Origin of the sequence: Cellulophaga geojensis KL-A, from assembly GCF_000568425.1 — a bacterium.
GTDB classification, from domain to species: domain Bacteria; phylum Bacteroidota; class Bacteroidia; order Flavobacteriales; family Flavobacteriaceae; genus Cellulophaga; species Cellulophaga lytica.
Genome location: NZ_ARZX01000011.1, coordinates 69,887 through 94,495, shown reverse-complemented (window position 1 = coordinate 94,495; position 24,609 = coordinate 69,887). Strand labels below are relative to the sequence as shown.

Genomic DNA, 24,609 nt, shown 5'->3' with positions numbered 1-24,609 from the left:
ATGCATTTTACTTAGTAGTTCCTAACTTTAGTTGTTCTGTTGCGCTTTTTTTATAATAGCTTTTAAGCGTTCTTTACGTAAAGCTTCTTCTTTTTTCTTCTTATTTATTTTTCTGGCCATTAACTTAGAGTGTTTAGCCTTATTTAATGTATTTTTTTCTTTTCCTGTTTTACCCATAACTAGCTCTTTTTTAAACACTTTTATATCAACCTAAAACAAAAACTTATCTTTTTTTTACTTTTTTTAAAACCCTACTTCAAATTATCTCGTTAGTATGGCAAGAGTGTATAAGTTTTTATAGCTTTGGTAGCTGCAAAAATAACACTTAAAAATACAATAGTAACAAAGTTGTTTTAAAGCATATAATGATACGTAGCAAACAATATATATTAAAAATTATAGCAATAAGTATAAGCTTATTGTATGTGCTACATCCATTGCAACATCAAATTAAAGATGGTTTACACGCTATTTCTCACGCTATAGACTCCCATACAGTTGCTGTACATACACATAGTCATACCTCAACAGCTGGGCATAACCATAGTCATACACACGCTCAAGACCACGAGCATCAAATAATTACATTTATAAACAATCTTTTTAGTGAAGCAGAAAACAATTCTAATGATGGTCTTGTACAGCAAGTTAAAATAGATAAACATATTGTAGACACAACTACTTACACTATTAAAAATTATAGTATACTACCCACTAATTATATATATACTAGCCCATATAAAACTGCAAAAGGCTACATATTAGCAGCAAAAAAACCACCCAAAAGCCCACTTGCTTAACACTGCTTATAAACAGCAGACAAATTCATAATTATTTTATAAAAGTACTAGTTACTACAGGCTGTTTTATGCCTATAAGTTAGCTATGTATACACATTACTGGTATCCTAAATTTAGAACAATATTACAGTTTTAAACAGGGTACTTTTTACAACAAACTACAACAAATGAAAAATTTTATAGCAATACTACTGCTCTTAACAGGTATTGGCAGTATACAAGCACACGAGTTAAAAGGTACAATAGTATCTAACAACAACACACCTATAGAAGGTGTTAGTGTGTACAACCAAACAACAGGTAATTACACCTACTCTAATACATCTGGTTATTTTAAATTAAATAATGTTTCTTTAAATGACGTTGTTTTCTTTTACAATCTAGGGTACGCAACAAAAGAAATTACAATTACAGAAAAACACTTAAACACTAGTGTAAAAATTAGTTTAACAGAAAGTGCTGTGTCTTTAGACCAAGTAGTTTTGGTTTCTAATGTTAATACCTTAAGTACATTTTTAAATGTAGATGTTAAAACAAATCCTGTAAAGTCATCACAAGAAATTTTACGTAAAGTTCCTGGACTAATTATTGGTCAGCATGCTGGTGGTGGTAAAGCAGAACAAATATTTTTACGCGGGTTTGATATTGACCACGGTACAGACGTTGCCATAAGCGTAGATGGCTTACCTGTAAATATGGTATCTCATGCACACGGACAAGGTTATGCAGATATGCACTTTATTATACCAGAAACTATAGATAACATAGATTTTGGCAAAGGCCCTTATTACGCAAATGTTGGTAATTTTAACACTGCAGGTTATGTTAACTTAAAAACCAAAAAAAAATTAGACAACAATTTACTATCTGTAGAAGCCGGACAATTTAACAGCTTACGTGCAGTAAGTATGCTTAAGTTGTTAGATGAAGAACAAAATAATATGTATTTAGCTTCTGAGCTTGTACTTACAGATGGTGTTTTTGATTCTCCTCAGAATTTTAATAGAATTAATCTAATGGGCCGTTATAACTTTAATAATTATGACGATCAAGAGTTTACTATTACAGCTAATCATTTTCAAAGTAAATGGGATGCTTCTGGTCAAATACCTCAGCGTGCGGTAGACCAAGGTTTAATTGGTAGGTTTGGCGCTATAGATGATACTGAAGGTGGTAAAACTAGCAGGTCTAACCTATGGTTTAATCACACCAAACAATTTAATGAGCACGAGTCTCTTACTTCAAAGGCATTTGTATCTAAGTACGACTTTGAGTTGTTCTCTAACTTTACCTTCTTTCTAGAAGACCCTGTAAATGGAGATCAAATAAAACAAAAAGAGTCTCGTAGTATTTTTGGAGCAGAATCTGTTTACGCTCATAATTATCACCTTAATAAAGATAACTCACAGTTAAAATTAGAAGCTGGTGTTGGTTTTAGGTATGATGATGTTAATGACGTGGAGCTATCTCACACAGCTAATAGGCAAACTACTTTAGAAACTTACGCTTTAGGTGATATTGATGAAGTTAATATGTATAGTTTTGTAAACGCTACGTACAAGAAAAACAGATGGACAATTAATCCTGGTTTGCGTTTAGATTATTTTAAAAACGACTATATAGATAAACTACAAGCTACATACACCAGTTTAAGTGAAGACAAGGTTTTTGTTAGTCCTAAGTTAAACTTTATTTATGCTGCTTCTCCTAGCGTGCAGTTATTTTTAAAATCGGGTATTGGTTTTCATTCTAATGACACACGCGTGGTTACTGCTAACAATGGTAAAGAGATATTACCTGCTGCTTATGGTAACGATTTGGGTGTTATTCTTAAACCATCATCTAAATTAGTTATTAATGCTGCTTTATGGAGCTTATTTTTAGAACAAGAATTTGTATATGTTGGTGATGCTGGAGTTGTAGAACCTAGTGGAAAAACACAACGTTATGGTGTAGATTTAGGTTTTAGATACAACATAAACCCTAATTTGTATTTGTATAGTGATGCAAACTACGCTTACGCCAGAAGCACAGAAGAAGCAGATGGTGAAGATTACATACCATTAGCTCCTTCATTAACCGCTGCTGGTGGTGTAACTTTTAAAAACTTAGGTAAGTTTTCTGGCGGATTAAATTACAGATACGTAAAAGACAGACCTGCTAATGAAGATAACTCTATTGTTGCAGACGGTTACTTTGTATCAGATTTTAATATTAGTTACAATACTAAAAACTGGACATACGGAGTTATTATAGAGAATTTGTTTGACACAGAGTGGAACGAGAGTCAGTTTGCTACAGAAACAAGGTTATTTAATGAAGATAATCCTATAGATGAAATTCATTTTACACCAGGTACTCCGTTCTTTTTAAAAGCTAAAGTTTCCGTAACTTTTTAAAAACGGTATTTTTATTGCACCTAGTAAACCCACAGCATTTGTTGTGGGTTTATTTTTTATCTGTCCAAACACAAACACCATTTTTTATAAAATTATAGTATATTTAGTTTAATGATTAGGAACTTTTTCTTTGTTTTATGCTGTACAACACTCTTTTCTTGTGCTAACAAAAGTGTAGAAAAGAAAGAAAACCCATATGTTTGGAAAACACTTACCGTTAAAGCAACTGCATACAACTCTTTGGCATACCAAACCTCTTCTACCCCAACTATTGCTGCTTGGGGAGACAGTCTTAAACCCGGAGACAAATACATAGCTGTTTCTAAAGATCTTTTAAAATTAGGTTTAAACAGAAATACTGAAGTAAAACTAGAAGGGTTTAGTGGCACTTATTTGGTAAAAGATAAAATGCACTCTAAATGGCGTAACCGAATAGATATTTATATGGGAACAGATGTAAAAAAAGCTATAGAGTACGGTGTTAAAAAAATTAATTTACAGTACAAAATTCTTAAAGATAGCTTAAAAACACCTTAATTTTAAAGCGTTCTTCTTATCTTTAAAAAAACCTATTATACTAGTATTTAGTTAATATTTGCATTAGCTTGTAAATGATAGGAAAGTAATTTTAATACGACAAAATATTACAAATAAGATAACACTAGTATAACAATTATAATGTAGAAAGGAAATTGATTTATGTTAACTTGGAAAAATGTAATTCACTTTACCGTTAAAGGCAATTTAGAGCCCGATTTTAAAGTTGAAAAGTCAGATATTGAGTGGAAACAATTGCTAACACCAGAACAATACAGAATTACACGTAAAAAAGGTACAGAGCCAGCGCATAGTGGTGCTTTGTGTAGTTCTTTTACAAACGGACAATACAATTGTGTTTGCTGTAACACACCTTTATTTAACTCTAGCATAAAATTTAAGTCCAATTCTGGCTGGCCTAGTTTTACACAGCCTATTAAGGAAAATGCTATTAAGTACATAAAAGATACAAGTTTTGGTATGATAAGGGTAGAAGTTTTATGTAATACATGTAACGCACATTTAGGACATATTTTTCCAGACGGACCTGAACCTAGTGGCCTACGTTATTGTATAAATTCTGAAGCATTACAATTACAAAAAGAGAAAGAAAAGAATAATGATGAATAGAAAATTAGAAACATTAACTGTTGGTGGAGGATGCTTTTGGTGTACAGAAGCAGTTTTTAATGAGGTTAAAGGTGTAGAAAAGGTAGTTTCTGGTTACACGGGTGGTATTGCACCTGGCAGACCAACATACAGAGAAATATGCTCTGGTTTAACTGGTCATGCAGAGGTGGTACAAGTTACCTACAATGCCGCAGAAATAGCGTACCAAGATTTACTAGTTATTTTTATGACTACCCACAACCCTACTACGCTAAACAGACAAGGTGCAGATGCTGGCACACAATACAGATCTGTAATTTATTATCATAATCCTAAACAAAAAGAACTTGCTGAGGTTGTTTTAGCAGAAATGGCTCCGTATTACACAGATCCTATTGTTACAGAACTTAGCCCTATTGGTGTTTTTTATGATGCAGAAGAAGAACATCAACGTTTTTACCAAAATAATAAAACAATGGGGTACTGTACTGTAGTCATAGACCCTAAACTAGCTAAACTACGACAAATGCACGCAGATAAATTAAAAAGCATAACAGCTTAATACAACATATAATACCTGTAATTCTTTATGACTTACAGGTATTTTAAATTTTAGAAAGAATGAAAGTTATACACGATAAAGAAAATCAAAAATTTACTATGAATGTTGAGGGTGATACAGCATTTGTAGATTACAAGCTTAAAGATGGAAAAATGTACTTAGTATATTCTGAAGTACCTACCAGCTTAAGAGGTAAAGGCATAGGCAAAGTTTTAGTAGAACAAACTTTTGAGCTGCTTACCACACAAGGGTACAAAGCTGTAGCTGTTTGTGGATACGTTAAGGCTATTGCTAAAAGAAGTGACAAGTGGAGTACTATAATTGAACAAGCCTAAATAATGAAGTTTAACCTAAAAGATAGATTTACATCGCAATTACCCGCAGATCCTATTTTAGAAAATTCTAGAAGGCAGGTTTCTAATGCGTGTTTTTCTTATGTTACACCTAAAAAAACTGCAAACCCAGAAATAATTCACGTTTCTGATGATATGCTACGCACGCTTGGATTAACAAAAAAAGACAGTGCTACCAAAGAGTTTTTAAACGTTTTTACAGGAAACAGCGTTATGCCAAATACCAAACCATATGCTATGTGTTATGGCGGACATCAATTTGGTAATTGGGCCGGACAATTAGGCGATGGTAGAGCTATAAATTTAGCTGAGGTAGAACACAATAACAAAATATGGGCTTTACAGCTTAAAGGTGCAGGAGAAACTCCGTACTCTAGATCAGCAGATGGTTTAGCTGTTTTACGTTCTTCTGTTAGAGAGTACTTGTGTAGCGAAGCTATGTACCACTTAGGCGTACCAACAACAAGAGCCCTCTCTTTAGCGCTTACAGGAGATAATGTGCTAAGAGATATGTTATACAATGGCAATGCAGCTTATGAAAAAGGTGCCGTTGTTACTAGGGTTGCTCCTAGTTTTCTACGTTTTGGAAGTTTTCAGTTATTAGCAGCCAAAGAAGATATTTCTACCTTAACTACGCTAGTAAATTACACTATAAAAAATCATTATTCTCATTTAGGCAATCCGTCTAAAGAAACTTATATAGCTTTTTTTAAAGAAGTTGCAGAACGTACTTTAGAAATGATTGTACATTGGCAACGTGTAGGTTTTGTACACGGTGTTATGAATACCGATAATATGTCTATTCTAGGACTAACTATAGATTATGGTCCATATGGCTGGTTAGACGATTATAATCCGGACTGGACACCAAATACTACAGACGCAGAAAACAGACGTTACCGCTACAACAACCAACCTAATGTTGGTTTGTGGAATCTTTTTCAATTGGCAAATGCTTTATTTCCATTGGTTAATGAAGCTGCTCCCCTAGAAGCTATTTTAGATGATTACAAACTAGGTTATGATAAGGCTTCTTTAAAAATGATGCGTTCTAAAATTGGTTTGTTTACAGAATTTGACACAGATTATAAACTTATAGAACAGCTTGAAGAGAATTTACAGCGCGTAGAAACCGATATGACTATCTTCTATAGGAACTTATCCACTTTTAACAAAAACGCTCCTAAAGAAGCTCTAAACAGCATTAAAGAGGCTTTTTATAATACAAACACACTAACAGATGATGTAAAAACACATTGGAACAATTGGTTTACTTCTTATGCTAGCAGATTAAAGTTAGAAAAAACAACAGATGATGAGCGTAAAGTAAAGATGAACCTAACTAACCCTAAATACGTATTACGCAACTATATGGCGCAACTTGCAATTGACGCTGCGGACAATGGTAACTATGCTGTATTAGATGAGTTATATCAACTTTTAAAAAATCCTTATAAAGAACAACCAGAACATCAAAAATGGTTCGCCAAAAGACCAGATTGGGCAAAACATAAGGTTGGTTGTTCTATGTTATCCTGTAGCTCATAACTTCTGGTCTAAATTAAAAATAACACTATGAATAAAACAGATTTCAGCAACTTAAAAGCAATGTACATTAATTGTACGCTAAAAAAATCACCATCAATAAGTCATACTTCTAAACTTATGGAGGTTTCTAAGCAAATAATGCGCAAAGAGAATGTTACTGTAGAACAATTACGACTTGTAGATCACGATGTTGCTACTGGTGTTTACCCAGATATGACAGAACACGGCTGGGATAAAGATGAATGGCCAGAGCTGTTTAAAAAAATTATAGATGCTGATATACTTATCATTGGCACCCCAATTTGGTTAGGAGAAAAGTCTTCTGTAGCGCAAAAACTTATTGAAAGACTGTATGCTATGAGTGGTATGACTAATGATAAAGGACAATATTTGTTTTACGGAAAAGTAGGTGGTACCATTATTACAGGTAATGAAGACGGTGTAAAGCACTGTGCTATGGGTATTTTATATGCTATGCAACATATTGGATATTCTATACCACCACAGGCTGATGCTGGTTGGATAGGTGAAGTTGGACCAGGCCCTAGCTATGGTGACACCGAGTGGAAAGGAGAAAAATTAGACACTCCTGTTGGCTTGCAATCTGACTTTACAAATAGAAATACAACATTTATGACCTACAACCTTATGCACTTAGCTAAAATGCTAAAAGAACAAGGAGGTTACCCTAGTTACGGAAACTCTAGAGAAGGCTGGGATAATGGTAAAAAATGGAACTTTGAAAATCCTGAATACCGCTAATAAAACAGCTAATAAACTGCATAGCAACGCTATAGTTGCACTGTAATTTTAAGCTACTATTTCCGACAAAATCACCAACAACAATAAAAACATTTAAAAACCACATTTATGAAAGCAATTTGGAACAATACCATAATAGCAGAGAGCAATGACACTGTAGTTATAGAAAACAATCATTATTTCCCTAAAGAGAGCATTAAGCAAGAGTTTTTTACACCAACAAATACACACACTACTTGCCCCTGGAAAGGCAAAGCTCATTATTATACCGTTACTGTAAACGGTAATGAAAATAAAGATGCTGCTTGGCACTATCCAGAAGTTTCTAAAATGGCAAAACCAATAGAAGGTTATGTAGCTTTTTGGAAAGGTGTAGAAGTAGTAGAATAGTATTTTTTTTTGCTTAAAATAGCAGAAGATTCACTTTATAAGATAACCTCAAGCAAAGGTTACCATTAGTAAGCAAATACTATTTTAAAATAGTTATTAGGATGTAAAATATAACGAAAGGTTTTGTTTTTCTATTCAGATATAGCGTCAATAAAATTGATATTTAAAAAGTTAAATGATAAGTTCAGTTAAAAATTAATAAAAACCTGGATAACAATAATTTAATGTGTATTTAAAATATTAAAATAATGCATTTTACAAAAAAAATACCAATAAGTATATAAGGTATTTTTAAACAGAAAAAAAGCATAAAAAACAGATAGCATCAAAAAAACTTTTCAAGTTTAAATTATAAAAAATTACAACACAGATTTATCAGTTTTTAGCACTTAAACCATTACAAAAAGAATATAAAAATTACCTTAACACAAATCTTAAAAAAACCATTTTACAAAACCTTGATTCTATCAAAATCACAATTGCTTTTATTACAATTTTCTAAGCACATAAACACTAAAAAATTAATGAATGAAGAGCACTAGATTACACATAAAAAATAAAAATGGTTTACAGCTACAAGCCTACTTAGAGCTACCTGCCAACCAAAAACCAAACTACTTTGCCATTTTTGCACATTGTTTTACTTGTAGCAGTACATTAACAGCTGTAAAAAACATTAGCAGATCTCTTACAACGCACGGTTTTGGGGTTCTTAGGTTTGATTTTACAGGACTTGGGCGCAGTGAAGGAGAATTTGCAGATAGTCATTTTTCAGCAAATGTAGATGACTTAATTGCGGTAAACAATTACCTAACTAAAAACTATAGCGCTCCTTCCCTATTAGTAGGGCATTCTCTTGGTGGTGCAGCAGTTATTGTTGCAGCATCTAAACTAGCAAATATTAAAGCTGTTGCTACTATTGGCGCACCTTCTACTGCTAGTCACGTAACACATTTATTTACCCACGATATTAGCAGTATTCCAGAAAAAGGAAACGTAGAAGTTAACATTGGTGGCAGACCTTTTAAAATAAACAAGGAGTTTGCAGAGGACTTTAGCAAAACAGACTTACCAAAAATAACAAAAGAACTCCGTAAGCCCATTTTAATTCTACATTCACCTATAGACACCATTGTTGGTGTAGACAATGCACAAGAGCTTTATTTAAACGCACACCACCCTAAAAGCTTTGTTAGTTTGGATCAAGCAGATCACCTACTAACAAACCCAACCGACAGTATTTATGCTGGTAATGTTATTGGTACTTGGGTACAACGTTATTTTGAGCCAAAAGAAAATGAAATGCTATCTACAGAAGGAGAACAACTAGTAGGACATTTAAATTTATTAGAAGATAATTTCACAACAACTATACAGACTAAAAAACACACCTTAATTGCAGATGAACCAGAGGATATTGGTGATGATTTTGGCCCGTCTCCTTATGATTTTTTAAGCGCTGGTTTAGCCGCCTGTACTGTAATGACTTTAAAAATGTACGCGCAGCGCAAAAAATGGGATTTGCAAGAAGTTTTTGTTTATATTACGTATGCAAAAAAACACAGTGCAGATTTAATGCTTGATGTAGACAAACCAACCAAATATGATCATCTTTCTAAGAAATTAAAGTTTGTTGGAAACCTAGATGATAAACAAAAACAAAGACTTAAAGAGATAGCGTCTAAATGCCCTGTTCACAGAACATTACAAAGTGATATTATAATAGATACCGTACTCGTAAATGATTAACATAAAAAGTGCTTACTTAAACACTCGCAACCAATTTTTAACACTCTGTTCTAATTTAGAAACCGAAGATTATTCCGTACAACCAACAGAATTTGTGTCGCCTCCTAAATGGCATTTAGCACATACCACTTGGTTTTTTGAGCAATTTGTTTTAAAAGAATTTAGCTCAGAATATACCGTTTACAATGACGATTTTGCTTATCTTTTTAATAGCTATTACAACAATGCAGGCGAACGTGTTTTACGTCCTAACAGAGGATTAATGACACGCCCAACTGTAAAGGAAGTGTATGCATACAGGAATTATGTAGACAGTAAAATGGTTGTTTTTTTAGATAGCAATCCTTCTAAAAAAGCTCTAGAAATTATAGAACTTGGTATAAACCATGAACAACAACACCAAGAGTTATTTTACTATGATATAAAATACATTTTTGGCAATCAGCCTACATTTCCTACCCTTAAAAATAGTATCGCATTAAATGACATAACACAAAAGCAAGAGTTTATTACTATTAAAGAGGGCGTATACCAAATTGGACATAACACAGCTGGTTTTAGTTTTGATAATGAACTAGGCGTACACAAAACATATCTTCATCAATTTAAAATTAGCAACAATTTAACCACTAATGCAGAATACATTGCATTTATAGAAGCTGGCGGTTACTCCAACTTTAACCTATGGCACGCAGAAGGCTGGGATTTTATTACCAAAAACAACATTACTGCTCCTTTATACTGGCACAAAGTTAAAGACACCTGGCACTACTATACATTAAATGGTTTTAAGCCTGTAGAGCCAAATAAGCCAGTTACACACATTAGTATGTATGAAGCCTATGCCTATGCAGAATGGAAGCAAATGCGCCTACCTACAGAGTTTGAGTGGGAAGTTGCCTCAGAATACCTAAATTACGGTCAGCTTTGGGAATGGACCAATAGTGCATATTTACCTTACCCAAGTTTCTCTAAAGCTCCTGGTGCTTTAGGTGAATACAATGGTAAGTTTATGATTAACCAACACGTGCTTAGAGGAGCCTCTATAGCAACACCAGAAAACCACAGTAGAAAAACATACAGAAACTTTTTTCAGGCAGATATGCGCTGGTTATTTTCTGGAATAAGACTTGCACAATAATATGGATTATACCTTTGACAAAGATATATTAGATGGCCTTACTGCGCCAAAAAAACACCTATCTTCCAAATACTTTTATGACGATGCTGGAAGCAGAATTTTTCAGGAAATTATGCATATGCAATCATATTATTTAACAGATAGTGAATTTGAGATTTTATCACTTCAAGCCAAACAAATTGTAGAAGCATTACAATTTAACGTACCGTTTAACATTATAGAATTTGGTGCTGGTGACGGATTTAAAACCTTTAAACTATTAGAATATTTAGAGCAAAACAATATTGCTTTTCATTACATTCCTATAGACATTAGTAAAGAAGCTATAGATATGCTTACAGATAAGTTAAAAGAACGCTTACCAAATGTATCCATTAAACCTAAAATTGGCGACTACTTTAAAATGCTTAAAGAGCTTAAACAGGACACTACACCCAGTCTACTGCTGTTTTTAGGTAGTAACATAGGTAATTATACTTATGATGAAGCAACAGAACTACTACAGCTTTTTAATAACAATATGAAACCTAAAGATAAGTTGCTAATTGGTATAGACCTAAAAAAGAATCCTATTACTATACACAATGCATATTTTGATAAAGACGGAATAACAAAACGTTTTAACCTTAACCTTTTGCTACGAATTAACAGAGAGCTAGAAGCAGATTTTAAAATTGATGATTTTGACTTTTATTGCCATTACAACCCTACTAACGGAGAAGTTAAAAGCTATATAGTAAGCTTAAAAAAGCAACAAGTTTACTTAAAAAAACTAGACAAAGTAATCAGTTTTAATCAGAATGAGCTTATTTGGACAGAATTATCTAAAAAATATGATCTTACTGAAATTGAAGAGTTAGCACTAAAAACAAACTACACTGTTGCAACCAACTTTTTAGATTGCAAACATTACTTTACTGACAGTCTATGGGTTAAATAAAAGTATATAAAAATTGAAAAACACAAAACTTGGATTAGGTCTAGCAGCATTAGGAAGACCAGATTATATAAACATTAGAACAACTAATGTAAATAAGTCTGTTGCAGCATTTAAAGAAAACGCCTTTACAATGCTAGACCACGCCTACGAGTTAGGAATACGGTATTTTGACACTGCACCATCATACGGTAAAGGAGAACAATTTTTACTAGACTGGAAAAATCAAAGAGAATACAAAGACCTTGTTTTAGGCACTAAATGGGGTTACACCTATGTTGCCAATTGGGAAATAGGTTTTAATGGCAAGCATGAAATTAAAGAGCACTCTTTAGCTAAACTAAAAGAGCAATGGCAAACATCAAAAAACTTATTACCAGAATTAGGCATATACCAAGTACACTCGGCTACCTTAGAAAGTGGAATTTTAGACAACACTAATGTCTTAGAAGAGCTGTACACTATAAAAAAAGAAACAGGATTAACTATTGGTATATCTACTAGCGGAACACAACAAAGCAATGTAATAGAAAAAGCTTTAGGCATAAAAGTTAACGGAGAAGATTTATTTACAAGTTTCCAAGTAACGTACAACGTTTTAGAGCAGTCTACCTACCCTATTTTAAATCAATTATTAAAAGAAAACAAAACAGTAATTATAAAAGAGTCTTTGGCTAACGGTAGAGTTTTTAAGAGTGATGCTTTTAAAAACTATCAAAAAAATTATAAAACGCTGGAAGCGCTAGCTAACAACCATAATGTAAGTGTAGATGCAATTGCATTACGTTTTATTATTGATGCATTAGAGCCAACCTATTTGCTAAGTGGTGCATCAAACACAGTACAATTAGACAGTAATTACAAAGCTCTAGATATTGTTTTAAGTAAAAGCGATTTAGAAAAATTAAAACAACTAAAAACTAACCCTAATAATTACTGGGAAGAACGTAGCTCTCTAGAATGGAACTAAGATGTATGTTTTTTATCTTTTGTAAAACCGTATAAATTTTGCTTTATAAATCCTTTAGGAAAATGCTCATCACCCTCAAAACCTAAACGTACAGTACCACTATCTTCAGGAATATAATTTGTTTTAAAAATATAATCCCACAAACTTAAACTAATTCCAAAATTAACCCCGTAAGACCCCTTTGGCAATGTATATGCATGGTGATACAAATGCATTACAGGATTATTAAATATATATTTTAACGGTCCCCACGTTATTTTAATATTAGAATGGTTAAAGTGCCCTATTGTTATAGCAAAAAAGTGAACCACAAAAGCTTGCTCAGGTTCAAAACCTCCTAAAATTAGAACACCAAAGGTTTTTAACGGTTTATACAATACGTTTTCCATCCAATGGTAACGCAAGTGAGCTGCAAAACCCATTTCTTTTACACTATGGTGTACTTTGTGAAAATTCCACAATACTGGCAACTTATGCAACAATACGTGTGTAAACCACTGTACAAAGTCTAAAACAATAAAAAACACCAAAAGTTGCAAGCCCATACTCCACTTAGATATATCTACAACAGCCAAGCTTTTTACCGTAATACCAAAAGAACCAAAAAACAACTCTAAAATTTTATAAAAACCACTTATTATTATTGAAAAAACAAAGAAGTTAAAAAACATATAAAAAAAATCTAACCAAAAATCTTTTCTAAATATTGATTGGTTTTTACGCCAAGGAAACATAATTTCTAATCCCCAAACAAGTAAAGATATAAGCAGTAAACCCCAAAAGTAATTGGTATACCAAGGCACATCAAAAACAATAGATTTCCAGGTCCAACTTAATGATCCTGAAAACGCATTTGTAAAAGCTTCTAAATAATTATTCATAACAAAAATAAGAGTCGTAAATATCTGCATTTTCTAACAAACAGAATGCAACATTAGTTACATATTAACTGCATTTAACGTCTGCTAAAAACATTTTTTAACATTTTACCTTTTATTTATTTAAATTTACCCAAAACCAAAAACTATTTATGGCAATCTTAACTTCACTTGGATTAATTTTAATTACTTGTATAATAATTTGGAGAGCCTGTGATGGTTTTGAAATGGCTTCTAATTACTTAGGCAGAAATATGAAGGAAGGCATTAAAGGTGCCACTATAAACGCCATAGGAAGTAGTTTGCCAGAATTGTTTACAACACTATTTTTTTTATTTGTATTAAAAGATAAAGATGGCTTTTCTGGAGGAATAGGTACAACAGCTGGTAGTGCTGTTTTTAATGCCATGATTATACCTGCAGTAGTAATATTAGTTGTTATAGGAAAAAAAATAACCTCTAAAATTGAGGTTTCTAAAAAAGTAATATATAGAGACGGTATTTCTTTAATTTTAGCAGAACTTGCCTTAATTTTTGTAATAAGCGGTACATCTTTAAATTGGATTCATGGCTTAATTTTAATGGCGCTTTATTTTGTTTATGTTGGCTATATGCTGCTCAGTCAAGGGCCAGGCGAAGTAGAAAACGATTACGAAGAAGAAGCCGATGGCGGCAACAGAGCAGTTGCTTTATTTAAAGGAGATTTAGCCACAGTGGTTCTTGGAAATTCTAAAATTAACCAACTAAAAGCCATATTACTATTACTAATATCTGTTTTATTTATTGGTTTAGCTTGTTTTTGGTTGGTAGAAGCTTGCCAAGAGTTTGGTGCCGCTACTGGTATGCCTATTTATTTTGTATCTGTTGTTTTAGCATCTGCAGCTACAAGTGTGCCAGATACTATTATATCTTACAAAGACGCTATGAAAGGAAATTATGATGATGCTGTTGCAAATGCGCTAGGCAGTAATATTTTTGATGTTTGCTTTGCGCTAGGTTTTCCGTTGTTTTTATTTACGTTAATATACGGACCAATAGAAATGAGTGCAGATACTATTGAAAACATTGGTCAGTTACGCGTGTTACTCCTTATTTTAACTATTATAGTATTTTTTATATTTATTTTTTCTAAAAAAGGAATAAAAGGCATACACGCAAAACTATTACTACTACTTTATGTATTATTTGTAGTGTACTCTGTTGGTAAAGGATTAAGTTATGACATACCATTAATTAGTGAAGTTTCTAATGGATTATCACAAATATCTCATTGGTTTACAGCATTATTATAATAAAGTATATTACAAAGAAAGGTGCTTATTACAATATAATAAGCACCTTTCTTTTGTTACAAAACAAAATTAAGTATTACAATTCGTCTTCAGACAAAACAATTAAAAAATCATTTTCTAACAATTCTATTTCTGCGTTTTTAGATAAATTTAAAGTGATACCAAAATTATCATTTAAACTCTTACTTAAGTTACCTTTTCGTATTCCTAAACAAATTTCATCTCTTTGTTGTGCGCAAAAAATAGCATCAGCAAAACTTATTTTCTGCGGAAAAGTATCAAAATAAAGTGTTGCTGGTTTTACATAAATTTCACTTCCGTCTTCAGAAAAAATATCGTCATAAAAAGTTTTCATTAGAGCTTCTTCACTTAATTGCGCTAAAATCATTGTAATTAGCTTATTACTAATTATAAAATCATCTACATTAGTTTGCGTAATAATTTCTTGATTTTCTGAGTTTAAAACTTGTGTTATAATATGTAAACCATCTGCGGTTTCTACTAGTTTACGTAGTAAAAGCAAAATAATTAAAGTATCAGAATCAATTTTATCTGCAGATTGCTCCTCCATACTCTGAGACAATATTACAACGGTATCATAACTGGCAGGTTTAATTTCTTCAAGCTTATGTAAATCTAAAGGATTAGAGTTATGTAAATTGATATTAAAATCTGGATACAAACCTTTTATTTCTGTTACAACTTCTGTTAACTCATCTGTAGGATTATCAAATAAAATATCAAAATCAGAACCTTCTAACAAATAATCTGTAGCCTCTTCTATAAAAACTTCTGCTACTTTATGCCATCCTAAAATTAAAATTCTTTTTTTCTTTTGCTCTAAACGAACATCTATAATTTTTTTATCTCTATTAGGAAAAAAATGTTGTTTTCCTTCAAAAGAAATAGTAGAATCATCTTCTGCTAAAATTACCACAGAATCTCCATTAGCAAGTACGGTATTTAACGGTGGCCTTAAAACCAAACCTTCCTCTTGGGTATAAATACCAAGCGGAATACCATCTTTTAAATAATAACTTAACTCACCAAAAGGAACATTATTCCATTCATCTTCATAAAAATATATTTCACAACCATCAAAAGACAAAATTTCTTTATAAACAGAGTCTAAACCACTGGTTAAAGAAGTTTGTATTAAAAGTTTACCCATAATATTCCAGCTATCAATAGCAATAATATTATCGTCTTCAAAAAAGCTTATAATATCTCTTTTTTCTTTTGTAAAAATCTCTGCAATAATTGGCAGTTCATTTTTACCATTTTGGCAAGCAGTTATTGCCAAAATAGATTTAACAGATTGTACATCACTAGCTTTCTTTTTACTTAACGTAGCACTTTCAGAACAACTAGCAAGTATAATTATAGACCTGGCAGACTCTAAATTTATACGCTTAAGCTCATTAATATTGGCATAATCTCCTTGTGTAGTAATTACCTCTGTTGTCATCATATCTGGCAAACGTTTGGTAATTAAATTATCCATTTCTTCCTTATCTGTATTAGATAAAATAACTACAGAAGCTTTAGACTCGCTCTCATTTGCTAAAATTAACTCTCTAATTACATCTACAACACGCTCATTCCATCCTAAAATAATAGTGTGGTTGTTTTCTATAACTTTACCTCTACCCTTTCTAAAATCATACAACATAGTATCTAAAGCCGTAGTAATAAAACCAATTAGCATAGACAGTAAAATAACACCTGTTAAACCAGACAAAACCGTTAGTACTTTTAAAAATGTAGGTGCTTCATTATCCTGGTTCATATTTCCAGGGTCTGTCATTTCTAAAAAAGTAACCCAAATATCTCTAAAAACATTTCCAGTATAATCTAAACTTGGAAAAAGATTTATGAGCAATAAACGCAGTCCAACAAGAAATATAAATACAATAATAAAAATAATTAAAAGACTCTTAAATATTGATGAGCCTCCTTTGCTTAAAAAACGTTCTGCTTTATAATTTAAGCGTTCAGAAAAAGAGTTTTTCATAAATAAAGGTTGGTTTGTTTAGTTTTAAAATTTTGATGTATTTTTTTCTCAGCTATTAACTTTTTATTCTTTTTGCTGTAAAAACCTCATAATCCTCTTCATCTAAAACAACAACCTATTATCATCAAATATTAACAAGTTAAAGTTTACGTTTGTAGCTTTTTAAAACTACAAAAACCTACACTAACACTAAGTACCTACATATCAAAACATTACATCTTAAAGACTAGATTTTAAGACTGATTGTAAGAGTAAAATGTTTGTATAAACTTCTGTAAATCAAATTACTATTTAAGTTAAAATAACAGATTTATTAAAAAGATATTGCACTAAAGGTAAATTTCTTAACTAAATGTTAATACAAAAGTTAAAAAGAAGAATTATTGATGAATAAAACATAGTGTTTATGTTAATAAAAGAAATGAAGTATCAAAATCTAACCTAAAACAGCAATTAATCAAGATTTTACACATTATTTAATTCACACAACTTTAATAATAAATATGAAAATACTCTTAAAAAAGAATATAATTTAAATTTAATTTATAATTATTAAGCGCTAAAAATGGTTTTTTAACAAACAATAATATCTGTATAGTTATATCCTCTTTTTTTAGTACTTTTCAGATTACAAGAACAATTAAAAATCCAAATATGAAAAAACTAGCATTTATAGCCTTAGCTCTGGCTATAAGCTGTAATTCTACTCAGAAAACTACAGGAGAAAAGAAAACGGAAAAAGCTGTAGAGGCCAATCCAGAAACTTATGGTAAAACTATTACTGAAGCCGAATTAAAAGCTCACTTATACACGTATGCATCTGACGAGTTTGAAGGACGTGAAACAGGTAAACCAGGACAAAAGAAAGCTATAGAGTACATAAAAAAAGAATACGTAGGCTTAGGTATTAAACCAGCAAAAGCAGATGGTAACTATTTTCAGGATGTTCCCTTAGAAATTTCTAAGCTTCCTACAGGTTCACTTAGCGTTAACGGTAAAGAATATAAATTAGGAGAGGATTATGTTGCTACAAGTGCTGCTACTGCCGACTACACTAATGTTGTATATGTTGGTTACGGTATAGATGAAGAAAACTACTCTGATTACAAAAACTTAGACGTTGCAGATAAAATTGTTGTAGCTAAAGTTGGTGAGCCTAAAAATGAAGACGGTACATATGTAGTATCTGGCTCTACAAAAAAATCTTCATGGAGTAATGCTTCTGAAGCTTTAGCAAAACGTGCAGAAGTTGCTAAAGAAAAAGGTGCCACAGGTATTATTTTTTATGATGAAAGTAACTACCCAAGATACCAACAATATTTTGCTCAAATGCAAAAAAGTGGTAGAGAAAGAATTTCTCCTAAACCAGCTACACCTAACAAATTTGCCACTATTTTAGTTAATAGTTCTTTAGCAAATGCTATTGTTGCAAACATTGCTACAGACAACACTCCTAAGGTTGTTAGCACTACTTTAAATGTAGATTTAAAAAGTGGAAACAAAGATGTTAAGTCTGAGAATGTTGTAGCTTACATTGAAGGTTCTGAAAAACCAAATGAATACCTTGTAATATCTTCTCATTTAGACCATATTGGTGTATCTGCAGACGGACAAATTAATAATGGTGCTGATGATGATGGTTCTGGAACTGTTGCTTTATTAGAAATTGCTGAAGCATTTAAAAAAGCAGAATTAGATGGTAATGGCCCTAAACGTTCTGTTGTATTTTTACATGTAACTGGTGAAGAAAAAGGTTTACTAGGATCTCAACACTATACAGATGTAGACCCAATTTTTCCTTTAGAAAACACTGTTGCCAACCTTAATATTGATATGGTTGGTAGAATAGATCCTAAGCGTGAAGGAGACAGAAACTACATTTACCTTATTGGTTCTGATAAATTAAGTACTGAATTACATAACTTATCTGAAGAAGTAAACAAAAAATACACAAACGTTGTTTTAGACTATACTTATAATGATGAGAACGACCCTAACCGTTTTTACTACAGAAGTGACCACTACAACTTTGCAAAAAATAATATTCCAATTATTTTTTATTTTAATGGTACTCATGACGATTACCACCAACCGTCTGATACGCCAGATAAAATTAACTATGACTTGTTAGAAAACAGAACTAGATTGGTTTTTTATACAGCATGGGAAATTGCAAACAGAGCAAACAGATTAGTTGTAGACAAAGCTACAGAATAAGGCAAACAACTTAAACACAAATAAAAACCTCTGCTTATTTAGCAGAGGTTTTTTTATAGATTAAAATTAAGTTTTTAAAACAAAAAAGCCTCATCAAAATTGATAAGGCTTTGCTTTTGGGTGGAAGACCGGGTTCGAACCGGCGACCCTCGGTACCACAAACCGATACTCTAACCAGCTGAGCTACATCCACCATTTGTAAGCGGATGCAAAGATAATTTTTTTTATTTTATCTATCAAACAATTTTGCATCATATTTTCACTAATTTAAAAAATAGATTGTAATGTGCTAATTATCAATATTTATCGTAATTTTACCCCTGTGCTTTATTTTTTTAAAGTCGATGATAGGTTAAAAAAAACAGTTCAAACACACAAAAAATGACATTTCACAACATAAATTAGTCAAAGCATAAGCTTACTTATAAATTCACGTTTAAGTTATACCATAAGAATATTAAAAAAATTAATGCCTTCAGAAATTAAAAACAAAGTGTATTTTTTAACTAACAAAAAGCTGTTTTTTAAGTTAGTTTTTACGTGTATACTACTTTTTAGCTGTACAATAAATGCTAGCGAGGGCAAAACTCCCAAAGTTAGTAATGATATAGTGCCTAAAGACACTATATATGTAAACACTCTAAATAATAGAGCCAAAAGGTTACGTTTTTACAATTCAGACAGTTTATTAAGTTTAGCTAATGAGGCTTTAAAACTTAGTGAACAGTTAGAATATAGCTACGGAATAAGCAATGCCTTGCTACACACCGCAAATTATTACTCTGATGCCGGAAATAGTAAAAAGGCTAATAAATTATACAACCAAGCATTAGAAGAAAGTAAAAAAATAAATGATAGCCATTTACAGCTATCTATTATGAATAATTTTGCACAGTCTTATTATTACTTTGGAGATTATGCAAATTCTTTAGCCATCTATTTAGAAGGTGTAGAACTGGCAGAAAAAAGCAACAACAACAGAATGCTTTCTGTTATGAATGAGAACATTGCTAACCTCTACTCTGCCCAAAAAAATTATGACCAAGCCTTACTATTTTTAGAAAAGTCTTTAAAACTTAATTTAACTCTAAAAAACGATTTTAATTCTGCAAAAACATTATGTAACTATGCTTATCTACAAAGTGAAATAGGAAACATTAATAACGCAATGTTTAATATCAATAAAAGTATAAGCATTTTTGAAGAATATAATAACATAAGATGGATAGCCAAATCATACAGAGTTAAAGGAGATATTTATTTAAAGCAAAAGAAATATGAATGGGCCATTCGTTGGTATGATCAGAGTTTTCATTTATATGACCAAATTAAAAACAACAGAGATAAATTAACCTTATTGAGCGGATTGGCGTATGCCCATTTTGGCAACAACAATACAGATACAGCAGAATTATATGCACTTACAGCTTATAACAATGCTAAAGAACTTAATTCTATAAAAAACTTAGAAAGTGCTGCAGATATTTTATACAAAATAAATAAACATAAAAAAGATTTTGAAAAATCACTTTTCTTTCATGAATTATATGAAAAAGTAACCGACTCATTATCCAGGAACGAAAACAAGCGCAGCTTGTTAATGCTACAGACAAAAATAGAAAGAGATAAACAAAAAGAAACTAAAGAAGTAGTAGACAAGTTAGAAAACGCTAAACTAAGGAGTGCTATATACATAGGTTCATCTATTTTAATAATATGGGCTATTATTACATTTATGATGTCTAGAAGTAGAAAAGCGCATAAAAAGCTTAACACTGAGTTACAGCTAAAACAGGTTGTTTTAGAAAACAGAGAGGAAGAATTACAAGAAATTAATGAAACCAAAGACAAGTTATTTTCTATAATTGCACATGACCTAAGAGGACCAATTGGCGCCTTGTTAGATGTATTAAAAATGATGAAATCTGGTGACTTAGCCATAACTGAATTTAGAGATTTTGTACCTAAATTAATTAAAGACGTAGACCATATTTCCTTTACCCTAAATAACCTATTATCTTGGGGGCAAACACAAATGAATGGTGCTACTACCAATACAACCCTAGCAGAATTAAATACACTAGCAGAAAACAATATAAATTTATTAGCAGAAACCGCTAAAAAGAAAAACATTACATTAATTAATGAAATCCCAGAAAATACTATAATTTTTTCTGACCCCAACCAAATAGATATTGTTATTAGAAACATAATTAGTAATGCGCTTAAGTTTACACCAAAAGGAGGCAAAATAACAATAGACGCCCAAGAAAAATACCAATTTATTGAAGTTACTATTAAAGATACAGGTATTGGTATGAGTGAAGAGGATTTAAGCAAAGTATTTGCTTCAAATCAAAGTCACACTACTTTTGGTACTGATAATGAAAAAGGTACTGGTTTAGGAATTTCTTTAAGTAAAGAAATGGTAGAAAATAATGGTGGAAATTTATGGGCAAAAAGTAAATTAGGAAAAGGAACTATTTTTTATTTTACCGTTCCTAAAGGAGAAGACAATTATCAATACACCCTATAATTTGATGATTTATTTTAGTATTCATAATCTAGCTCTACAAATAATATACAAATTATATTTTTAGATTAAAATACTTGTTAAACTCATTCGTTATCAATATATTGCTAGGCATTTTTACCCATTTTTTACCAGAATATGAACGCAGGTTTACATAATTATTTACACAAAAAAATTCTTCTGTTTACTCTTGTATCTTTTTTAGTGCTAACTGGTAATTCGCAGACTAAAATTGACAGTATTACAGATTTAGTTGAAAAGGCTTCAAAAAACATAAAATCAAAGGAAGACAAAAAACACTACATAGATTTACTCACATCTTTATCAAGCCACTACACTTATGATAATATTGATAGCTTAAAATCTATTTCTGAAAGGGTTTACAAACTAAGTAATACCATAAATTATAAAAAAGGAAAAGCAGATGCAATAGCTCATTTAGCATATTACAATTCTTATCAAGGAAACTCAGAATTAGCACTACAGCAATTAAATGAAGCTTTAAAACTTGCAAGAGAAGTAGACTACATTAGAGGACAAATAAATATTTTAAACCAAATAGGATCTGAAAACGCTTACATAGGTAAAAATAGTGATGCGCTAAAAGCATACTTAGAAGGTTCTGACATAGCATTGGCCAATAACAACAAAGTACTACTTTCCTTTATAAAAGACAACACTGCAAGCTTATATGCAACTCAAAAAGATTACAAACAAAGTATAGCTCTTTACAAAGAGGTTGACAAGTTGAATAAAGAAATTGGAAACCCAATATATATAGCAGAAACACATGCTAATATGTCTGATATATATATTAGAACCAATCAATTAGATTTAGCTACAAAATACATAGACAATAGCATAGCTACTTTTGAAAAACATAATGATAAAGAATGGCTATCCTACTGCTACATTAACAAAGCAAGAATTTTAATACAGCAAAATCAACCCAAATTTGCTTTAAAATGGCTAGATATTAGTGAAAATATTTTAAATGACTTAACAGATGACCGAACTGTAGTGTCTTTAGAAAATGCAAAAGCCAAAGCTTATTTAGGTTTAAAACAAACAGACAAGGCTGAAGAATCTGTTAATAAAGCTATAGAAATTGGATCTAGGTTTAACTTACTTGAAGAACTTGAAGAAGCGTACGAAACTCTATACCTAATACACAAACAAAATAATGATACTGATTTAGCTTTAGAGAGCTTAGAGATGTTTAAAAAAACATCTGACTCTATCTTAAGAAGAGAAAATAGCAACAGTTTAGGCGCTTTTAAAACAAGAACTGAATACGAAAGACAAAAAAGAGATACAGAAGCTGATGCTAAAAAAGAGATAGATAAGCACCAGAACTATCTTTACATAGCAATTGCTGCCTTGGTAGTATTAAGCTTTATTTTATTACTTATAAAAATTCAGGCTAATACTAGAAAAAAACTGTATAACCAATTAATAGAGCAAACTAAGGTTTTAAAAAAGAGAGAAAATGAACTAGAAAATATAAACAAGACTAAGGATAAACTCTTCTCTATTATTGGACACGATTTAAGAAATCCAATTGCAGCATTACAAAGCCTGTTAGATATGTTTGTTGCTAAAGATGTAGAAGCTGAAGATTTTATGCGGTTTATACCCAAATTGAAGAGTGATGTAGATGCATTATTTTTTACACTAACAAACCTACTTTCATGGAGTAGAACACAAATGAACGGAGGCTCTACCACGCCAAGCAATGCAAAAATGTACAACTTAGCACATAACAATATTAATTTACTTGCTGAACTAGCAGAAAATAAAAATATAAAAATAACCAATACAATACCAGAAAATGCCATTATTTGGGCAGATAAAAACCAGATGAGCGTTGTGGTGCGTAACTTGCTTAGTAATGCAATAAAGTTTACCAAAACAGGTGGTAATATTATAATTAACGCAAAAGAAACTACAAATAGTTGGATTATTAGTATACAGGACTCTGGTATAGGTATAAAACCAGAGTTAATTGAAGAATTGTTCTCAAATGATAATGCCATTGCTGTATCTTATGGTACAAACAATGAAAAAGGAACCGGTTTAGGACTTCCTTTATGCAAAGAAATGATTACAAACAACCAAGGTACTATCTGGGTAGAAAGTACCTTGGGAGAAGGTAGTACTTTTTATTTTGAACTACCAAAAAAAGAGATTTAACTCTTAAATTAAATCACTTAAGCTATTTACACCCGGGTAACGTTCTACAGTAAAACCCTCTGCGTGATCTACCCCTATTAACCGGCCTAAATCTTGAGCTCTATAAGTTACACTTTGTAAAAAATTCTGACTGGTAATAGGTGTTTGTGGCGCCTTACTATTAGTGTCATAAAACTGTGTTTTGTAAGCTAACACAGACTTTACCTTAGTATCTATAAAACCTGTAACATCTACAACAAAATCTGGCTCAATATTTTTCCATTGTATATAATGATAAACGTGCTTAGGTCTCCATTTTTGTTGCGACTCACCATTTAAGTCTGTTTCAATTTTTAATAATCCACTTAAAAAACAAGCATCGCTAACTAACTTACTACCTTTACCGTGGTCTATATGCCTATCATCAATAGCATTACACAACACAATATCTGGTTGGTATTTACGTACCATTTTTATTATTTGTAATTGATGTGCTTTATCATTTACAAAAAAACCATCCTCAAATGCTAAATTTTCTCGTACACTAACCCCTAAAATCTTAGCTGCTTCCGCTGCCTCTTCATCTCTAGTTTCTGCCGTACCTCTAGTACCTAACTCACCCCTTGTTAAGTCTACAATACCAACTTTTTTACCGTTGGCTATTTCTTTTGCTATTGTTGCTCCTGCTCCTAGCTCTGCATCATCTGGGTGTGCCCCAAAAACTAATATATCTAATTTCATTTTAT

At 31.7% G+C, this 24,609-nt stretch carries 21 protein-coding genes and 1 tRNA gene; 17 read left to right on the top strand and 5 right to left on the bottom strand.

The window, feature by feature from the left end:
- Positions 1 to 27: 27 nt before the first annotated feature.
- Complete coding sequence (locus KLA_RS18245; protein ID WP_013622684.1) at positions 28 to 177, bottom strand: hypothetical protein; 150 nt, start codon at positions 175 to 177, stop codon at positions 28 to 30.
- A 188-nt stretch (positions 178 to 365) separates the two neighbouring features.
- Between KLA_RS18245 and KLA_RS09905 the strand changes: the two genes are divergently transcribed.
- From KLA_RS09905 to KLA_RS09845, 13 genes are all read left to right on the top strand, one after another.
- Entirely contained in the window at positions 366 to 800 is a 435-nt protein-coding gene (locus KLA_RS09905) for a hypothetical protein (RefSeq protein ID WP_034645476.1), read from the top strand.
- 167 nt (positions 801 to 967) lie between these two features.
- Positions 968 to 3,199, top strand: a complete 2,232-nt coding sequence (locus KLA_RS09900; RefSeq protein ID WP_034645474.1) for a TonB-dependent receptor — start codon at positions 968 to 970, stop codon at positions 3,197 to 3,199.
- A 111-nt stretch (positions 3,200 to 3,310) separates the two neighbouring features.
- Positions 3,311 to 3,736, top strand: a complete 426-nt coding sequence (locus KLA_RS09895) for a 3D domain-containing protein (protein WP_034645472.1) — start codon at positions 3,311 to 3,313, stop codon at positions 3,734 to 3,736.
- A 162-nt stretch (positions 3,737 to 3,898) separates the two neighbouring features.
- On the top strand, positions 3,899 to 4,366 hold the full coding sequence (gene msrB / locus KLA_RS09890) for a peptide-methionine (R)-S-oxide reductase MsrB (RefSeq protein WP_034645470.1): 468 nt from the start codon (positions 3,899 to 3,901) through the stop codon (positions 4,364 to 4,366).
- The gene (gene msrA / locus KLA_RS09885) at positions 4,356 to 4,907 is read left to right on the top strand and encodes a peptide-methionine (S)-S-oxide reductase MsrA (RefSeq protein WP_013622689.1); all 552 of its coding nucleotides are present in this window, start codon (positions 4,356 to 4,358) and stop codon (positions 4,905 to 4,907) included. The genes msrB and msrA overlap by 11 nt, the downstream gene beginning before the upstream one ends.
- 59 nt (positions 4,908 to 4,966) lie before the next feature.
- Positions 4,967 to 5,242, top strand: a complete 276-nt coding sequence (locus tag KLA_RS09880; RefSeq protein ID WP_013622690.1) for a GNAT family N-acetyltransferase — start codon at positions 4,967 to 4,969, stop codon at positions 5,240 to 5,242.
- A 3-nt stretch (positions 5,243 to 5,245) separates the two neighbouring features.
- Positions 5,246 to 6,808 (top strand): protein adenylyltransferase SelO, encoded by a 1,563-nt coding sequence (locus KLA_RS09875; protein ID WP_034645468.1) that lies wholly within the window; start codon positions 5,246 to 5,248, stop codon positions 6,806 to 6,808.
- A 27-nt stretch (positions 6,809 to 6,835) separates the two neighbouring features.
- Positions 6,836 to 7,570, top strand: coding sequence for a flavodoxin family protein (locus KLA_RS09870; RefSeq protein ID WP_034645466.1), 735 nt, complete (start codon positions 6,836 to 6,838; stop codon positions 7,568 to 7,570).
- A gap of 108 nt (positions 7,571 to 7,678) precedes the next feature.
- Positions 7,679 to 7,960: a DUF427 domain-containing protein gene (locus tag KLA_RS09865; RefSeq protein WP_013622693.1), complete on the top strand. Its 282-nt coding sequence runs from the start codon at positions 7,679 to 7,681 to the stop codon at positions 7,958 to 7,960.
- A 528-nt stretch (positions 7,961 to 8,488) separates the two neighbouring features.
- Entirely contained in the window at positions 8,489 to 9,709 is a 1,221-nt protein-coding gene (locus KLA_RS09860; RefSeq protein ID WP_034645464.1) for a bifunctional alpha/beta hydrolase/OsmC family protein, read from the top strand.
- Positions 9,702 to 10,850 (top strand): ergothioneine biosynthesis protein EgtB, encoded by a 1,149-nt coding sequence (gene egtB / locus KLA_RS09855; protein ID WP_034645462.1) that lies wholly within the window; start codon positions 9,702 to 9,704, stop codon positions 10,848 to 10,850. Before KLA_RS09860 ends, egtB begins: the two co-directional genes overlap by 8 nt.
- A 1-nt stretch (position 10,851) precedes the next feature.
- Positions 10,852 to 11,790, top strand: a complete 939-nt coding sequence (locus KLA_RS09850; RefSeq protein ID WP_034645460.1) for an L-histidine N(alpha)-methyltransferase — start codon at positions 10,852 to 10,854, stop codon at positions 11,788 to 11,790.
- Between the two features lie 13 nt (positions 11,791 to 11,803).
- Positions 11,804 to 12,757 carry an aldo/keto reductase gene (locus KLA_RS09845; RefSeq protein WP_034645458.1) on the top strand — a complete coding sequence of 318 codons (954 nt, stop codon included), beginning with the start codon at positions 11,804 to 11,806 and terminating at the stop codon, positions 12,755 to 12,757.
- Here the strand turns inward: KLA_RS09845 and KLA_RS09840 are convergent.
- Positions 12,754 to 13,638, bottom strand: a complete 885-nt coding sequence (locus KLA_RS09840) for a sterol desaturase family protein (RefSeq protein WP_034645456.1) — start codon at positions 13,636 to 13,638, stop codon at positions 12,754 to 12,756. The two genes, KLA_RS09845 and KLA_RS09840, sit on opposite strands and share 4 nt — an antisense overlap.
- A 149-nt stretch (positions 13,639 to 13,787) precedes the next feature.
- Between KLA_RS09840 and KLA_RS09835 the strand changes: the two genes are divergently transcribed.
- Positions 13,788 to 14,927 (top strand): sodium:calcium antiporter, encoded by a 1,140-nt coding sequence (locus tag KLA_RS09835; RefSeq protein ID WP_013622699.1) that lies wholly within the window; start codon positions 13,788 to 13,790, stop codon positions 14,925 to 14,927.
- 76 nt (positions 14,928 to 15,003) lie between these two features.
- Here KLA_RS09835 and KLA_RS09830 read toward each other — a convergent pair whose 3' ends face one another.
- On the bottom strand, positions 15,004 to 16,941 hold the full coding sequence (locus tag KLA_RS09830) for a CASTOR/POLLUX-related putative ion channel (protein WP_013622700.1): 1,938 nt from the start codon (positions 16,939 to 16,941) through the stop codon (positions 15,004 to 15,006).
- 654 nt (positions 16,942 to 17,595) lie between these two features.
- Here KLA_RS09830 and KLA_RS09825 point away from each other — a divergent pair.
- A complete protein-coding gene (locus tag KLA_RS09825; protein WP_034645454.1) occupies positions 17,596 to 19,158 on the top strand; it encodes a M28 family peptidase in 1,563 nt (520 codons plus the stop codon).
- Positions 19,159 to 19,276: 118 nt separating this feature from the next.
- Here KLA_RS09825 and KLA_RS09820 read toward each other — a convergent pair.
- Positions 19,277 to 19,352 (bottom strand) — tRNA-His (locus tag KLA_RS09820).
- Positions 19,353 to 19,627: 275 nt separating this feature from the next.
- Between KLA_RS09820 and KLA_RS09815 the strand changes: the two genes are divergently transcribed.
- A complete protein-coding gene (locus tag KLA_RS09815; protein ID WP_051456084.1) occupies positions 19,628 to 21,694 on the top strand; it encodes an ATP-binding protein in 2,067 nt (688 codons plus the stop codon).
- Between the two features lie 135 nt (positions 21,695 to 21,829).
- A complete protein-coding gene (locus KLA_RS09810; protein ID WP_034645451.1) occupies positions 21,830 to 23,884 on the top strand; it encodes an ATP-binding protein in 2,055 nt (684 codons plus the stop codon).
- Positions 23,885 to 23,887: 3 nt separating this feature from the next.
- Here KLA_RS09810 and bshB1 read toward each other — a convergent pair whose 3' ends face one another.
- Positions 23,888 to 24,604 carry a bacillithiol biosynthesis deacetylase BshB1 gene (bshB1, locus tag KLA_RS09805; RefSeq protein WP_013622704.1) on the bottom strand — a complete coding sequence of 239 codons (717 nt, stop codon included), beginning with the start codon at positions 24,602 to 24,604 and terminating at the stop codon, positions 23,888 to 23,890.
- Positions 24,605 to 24,609: the final 5 nt, after the last annotated feature.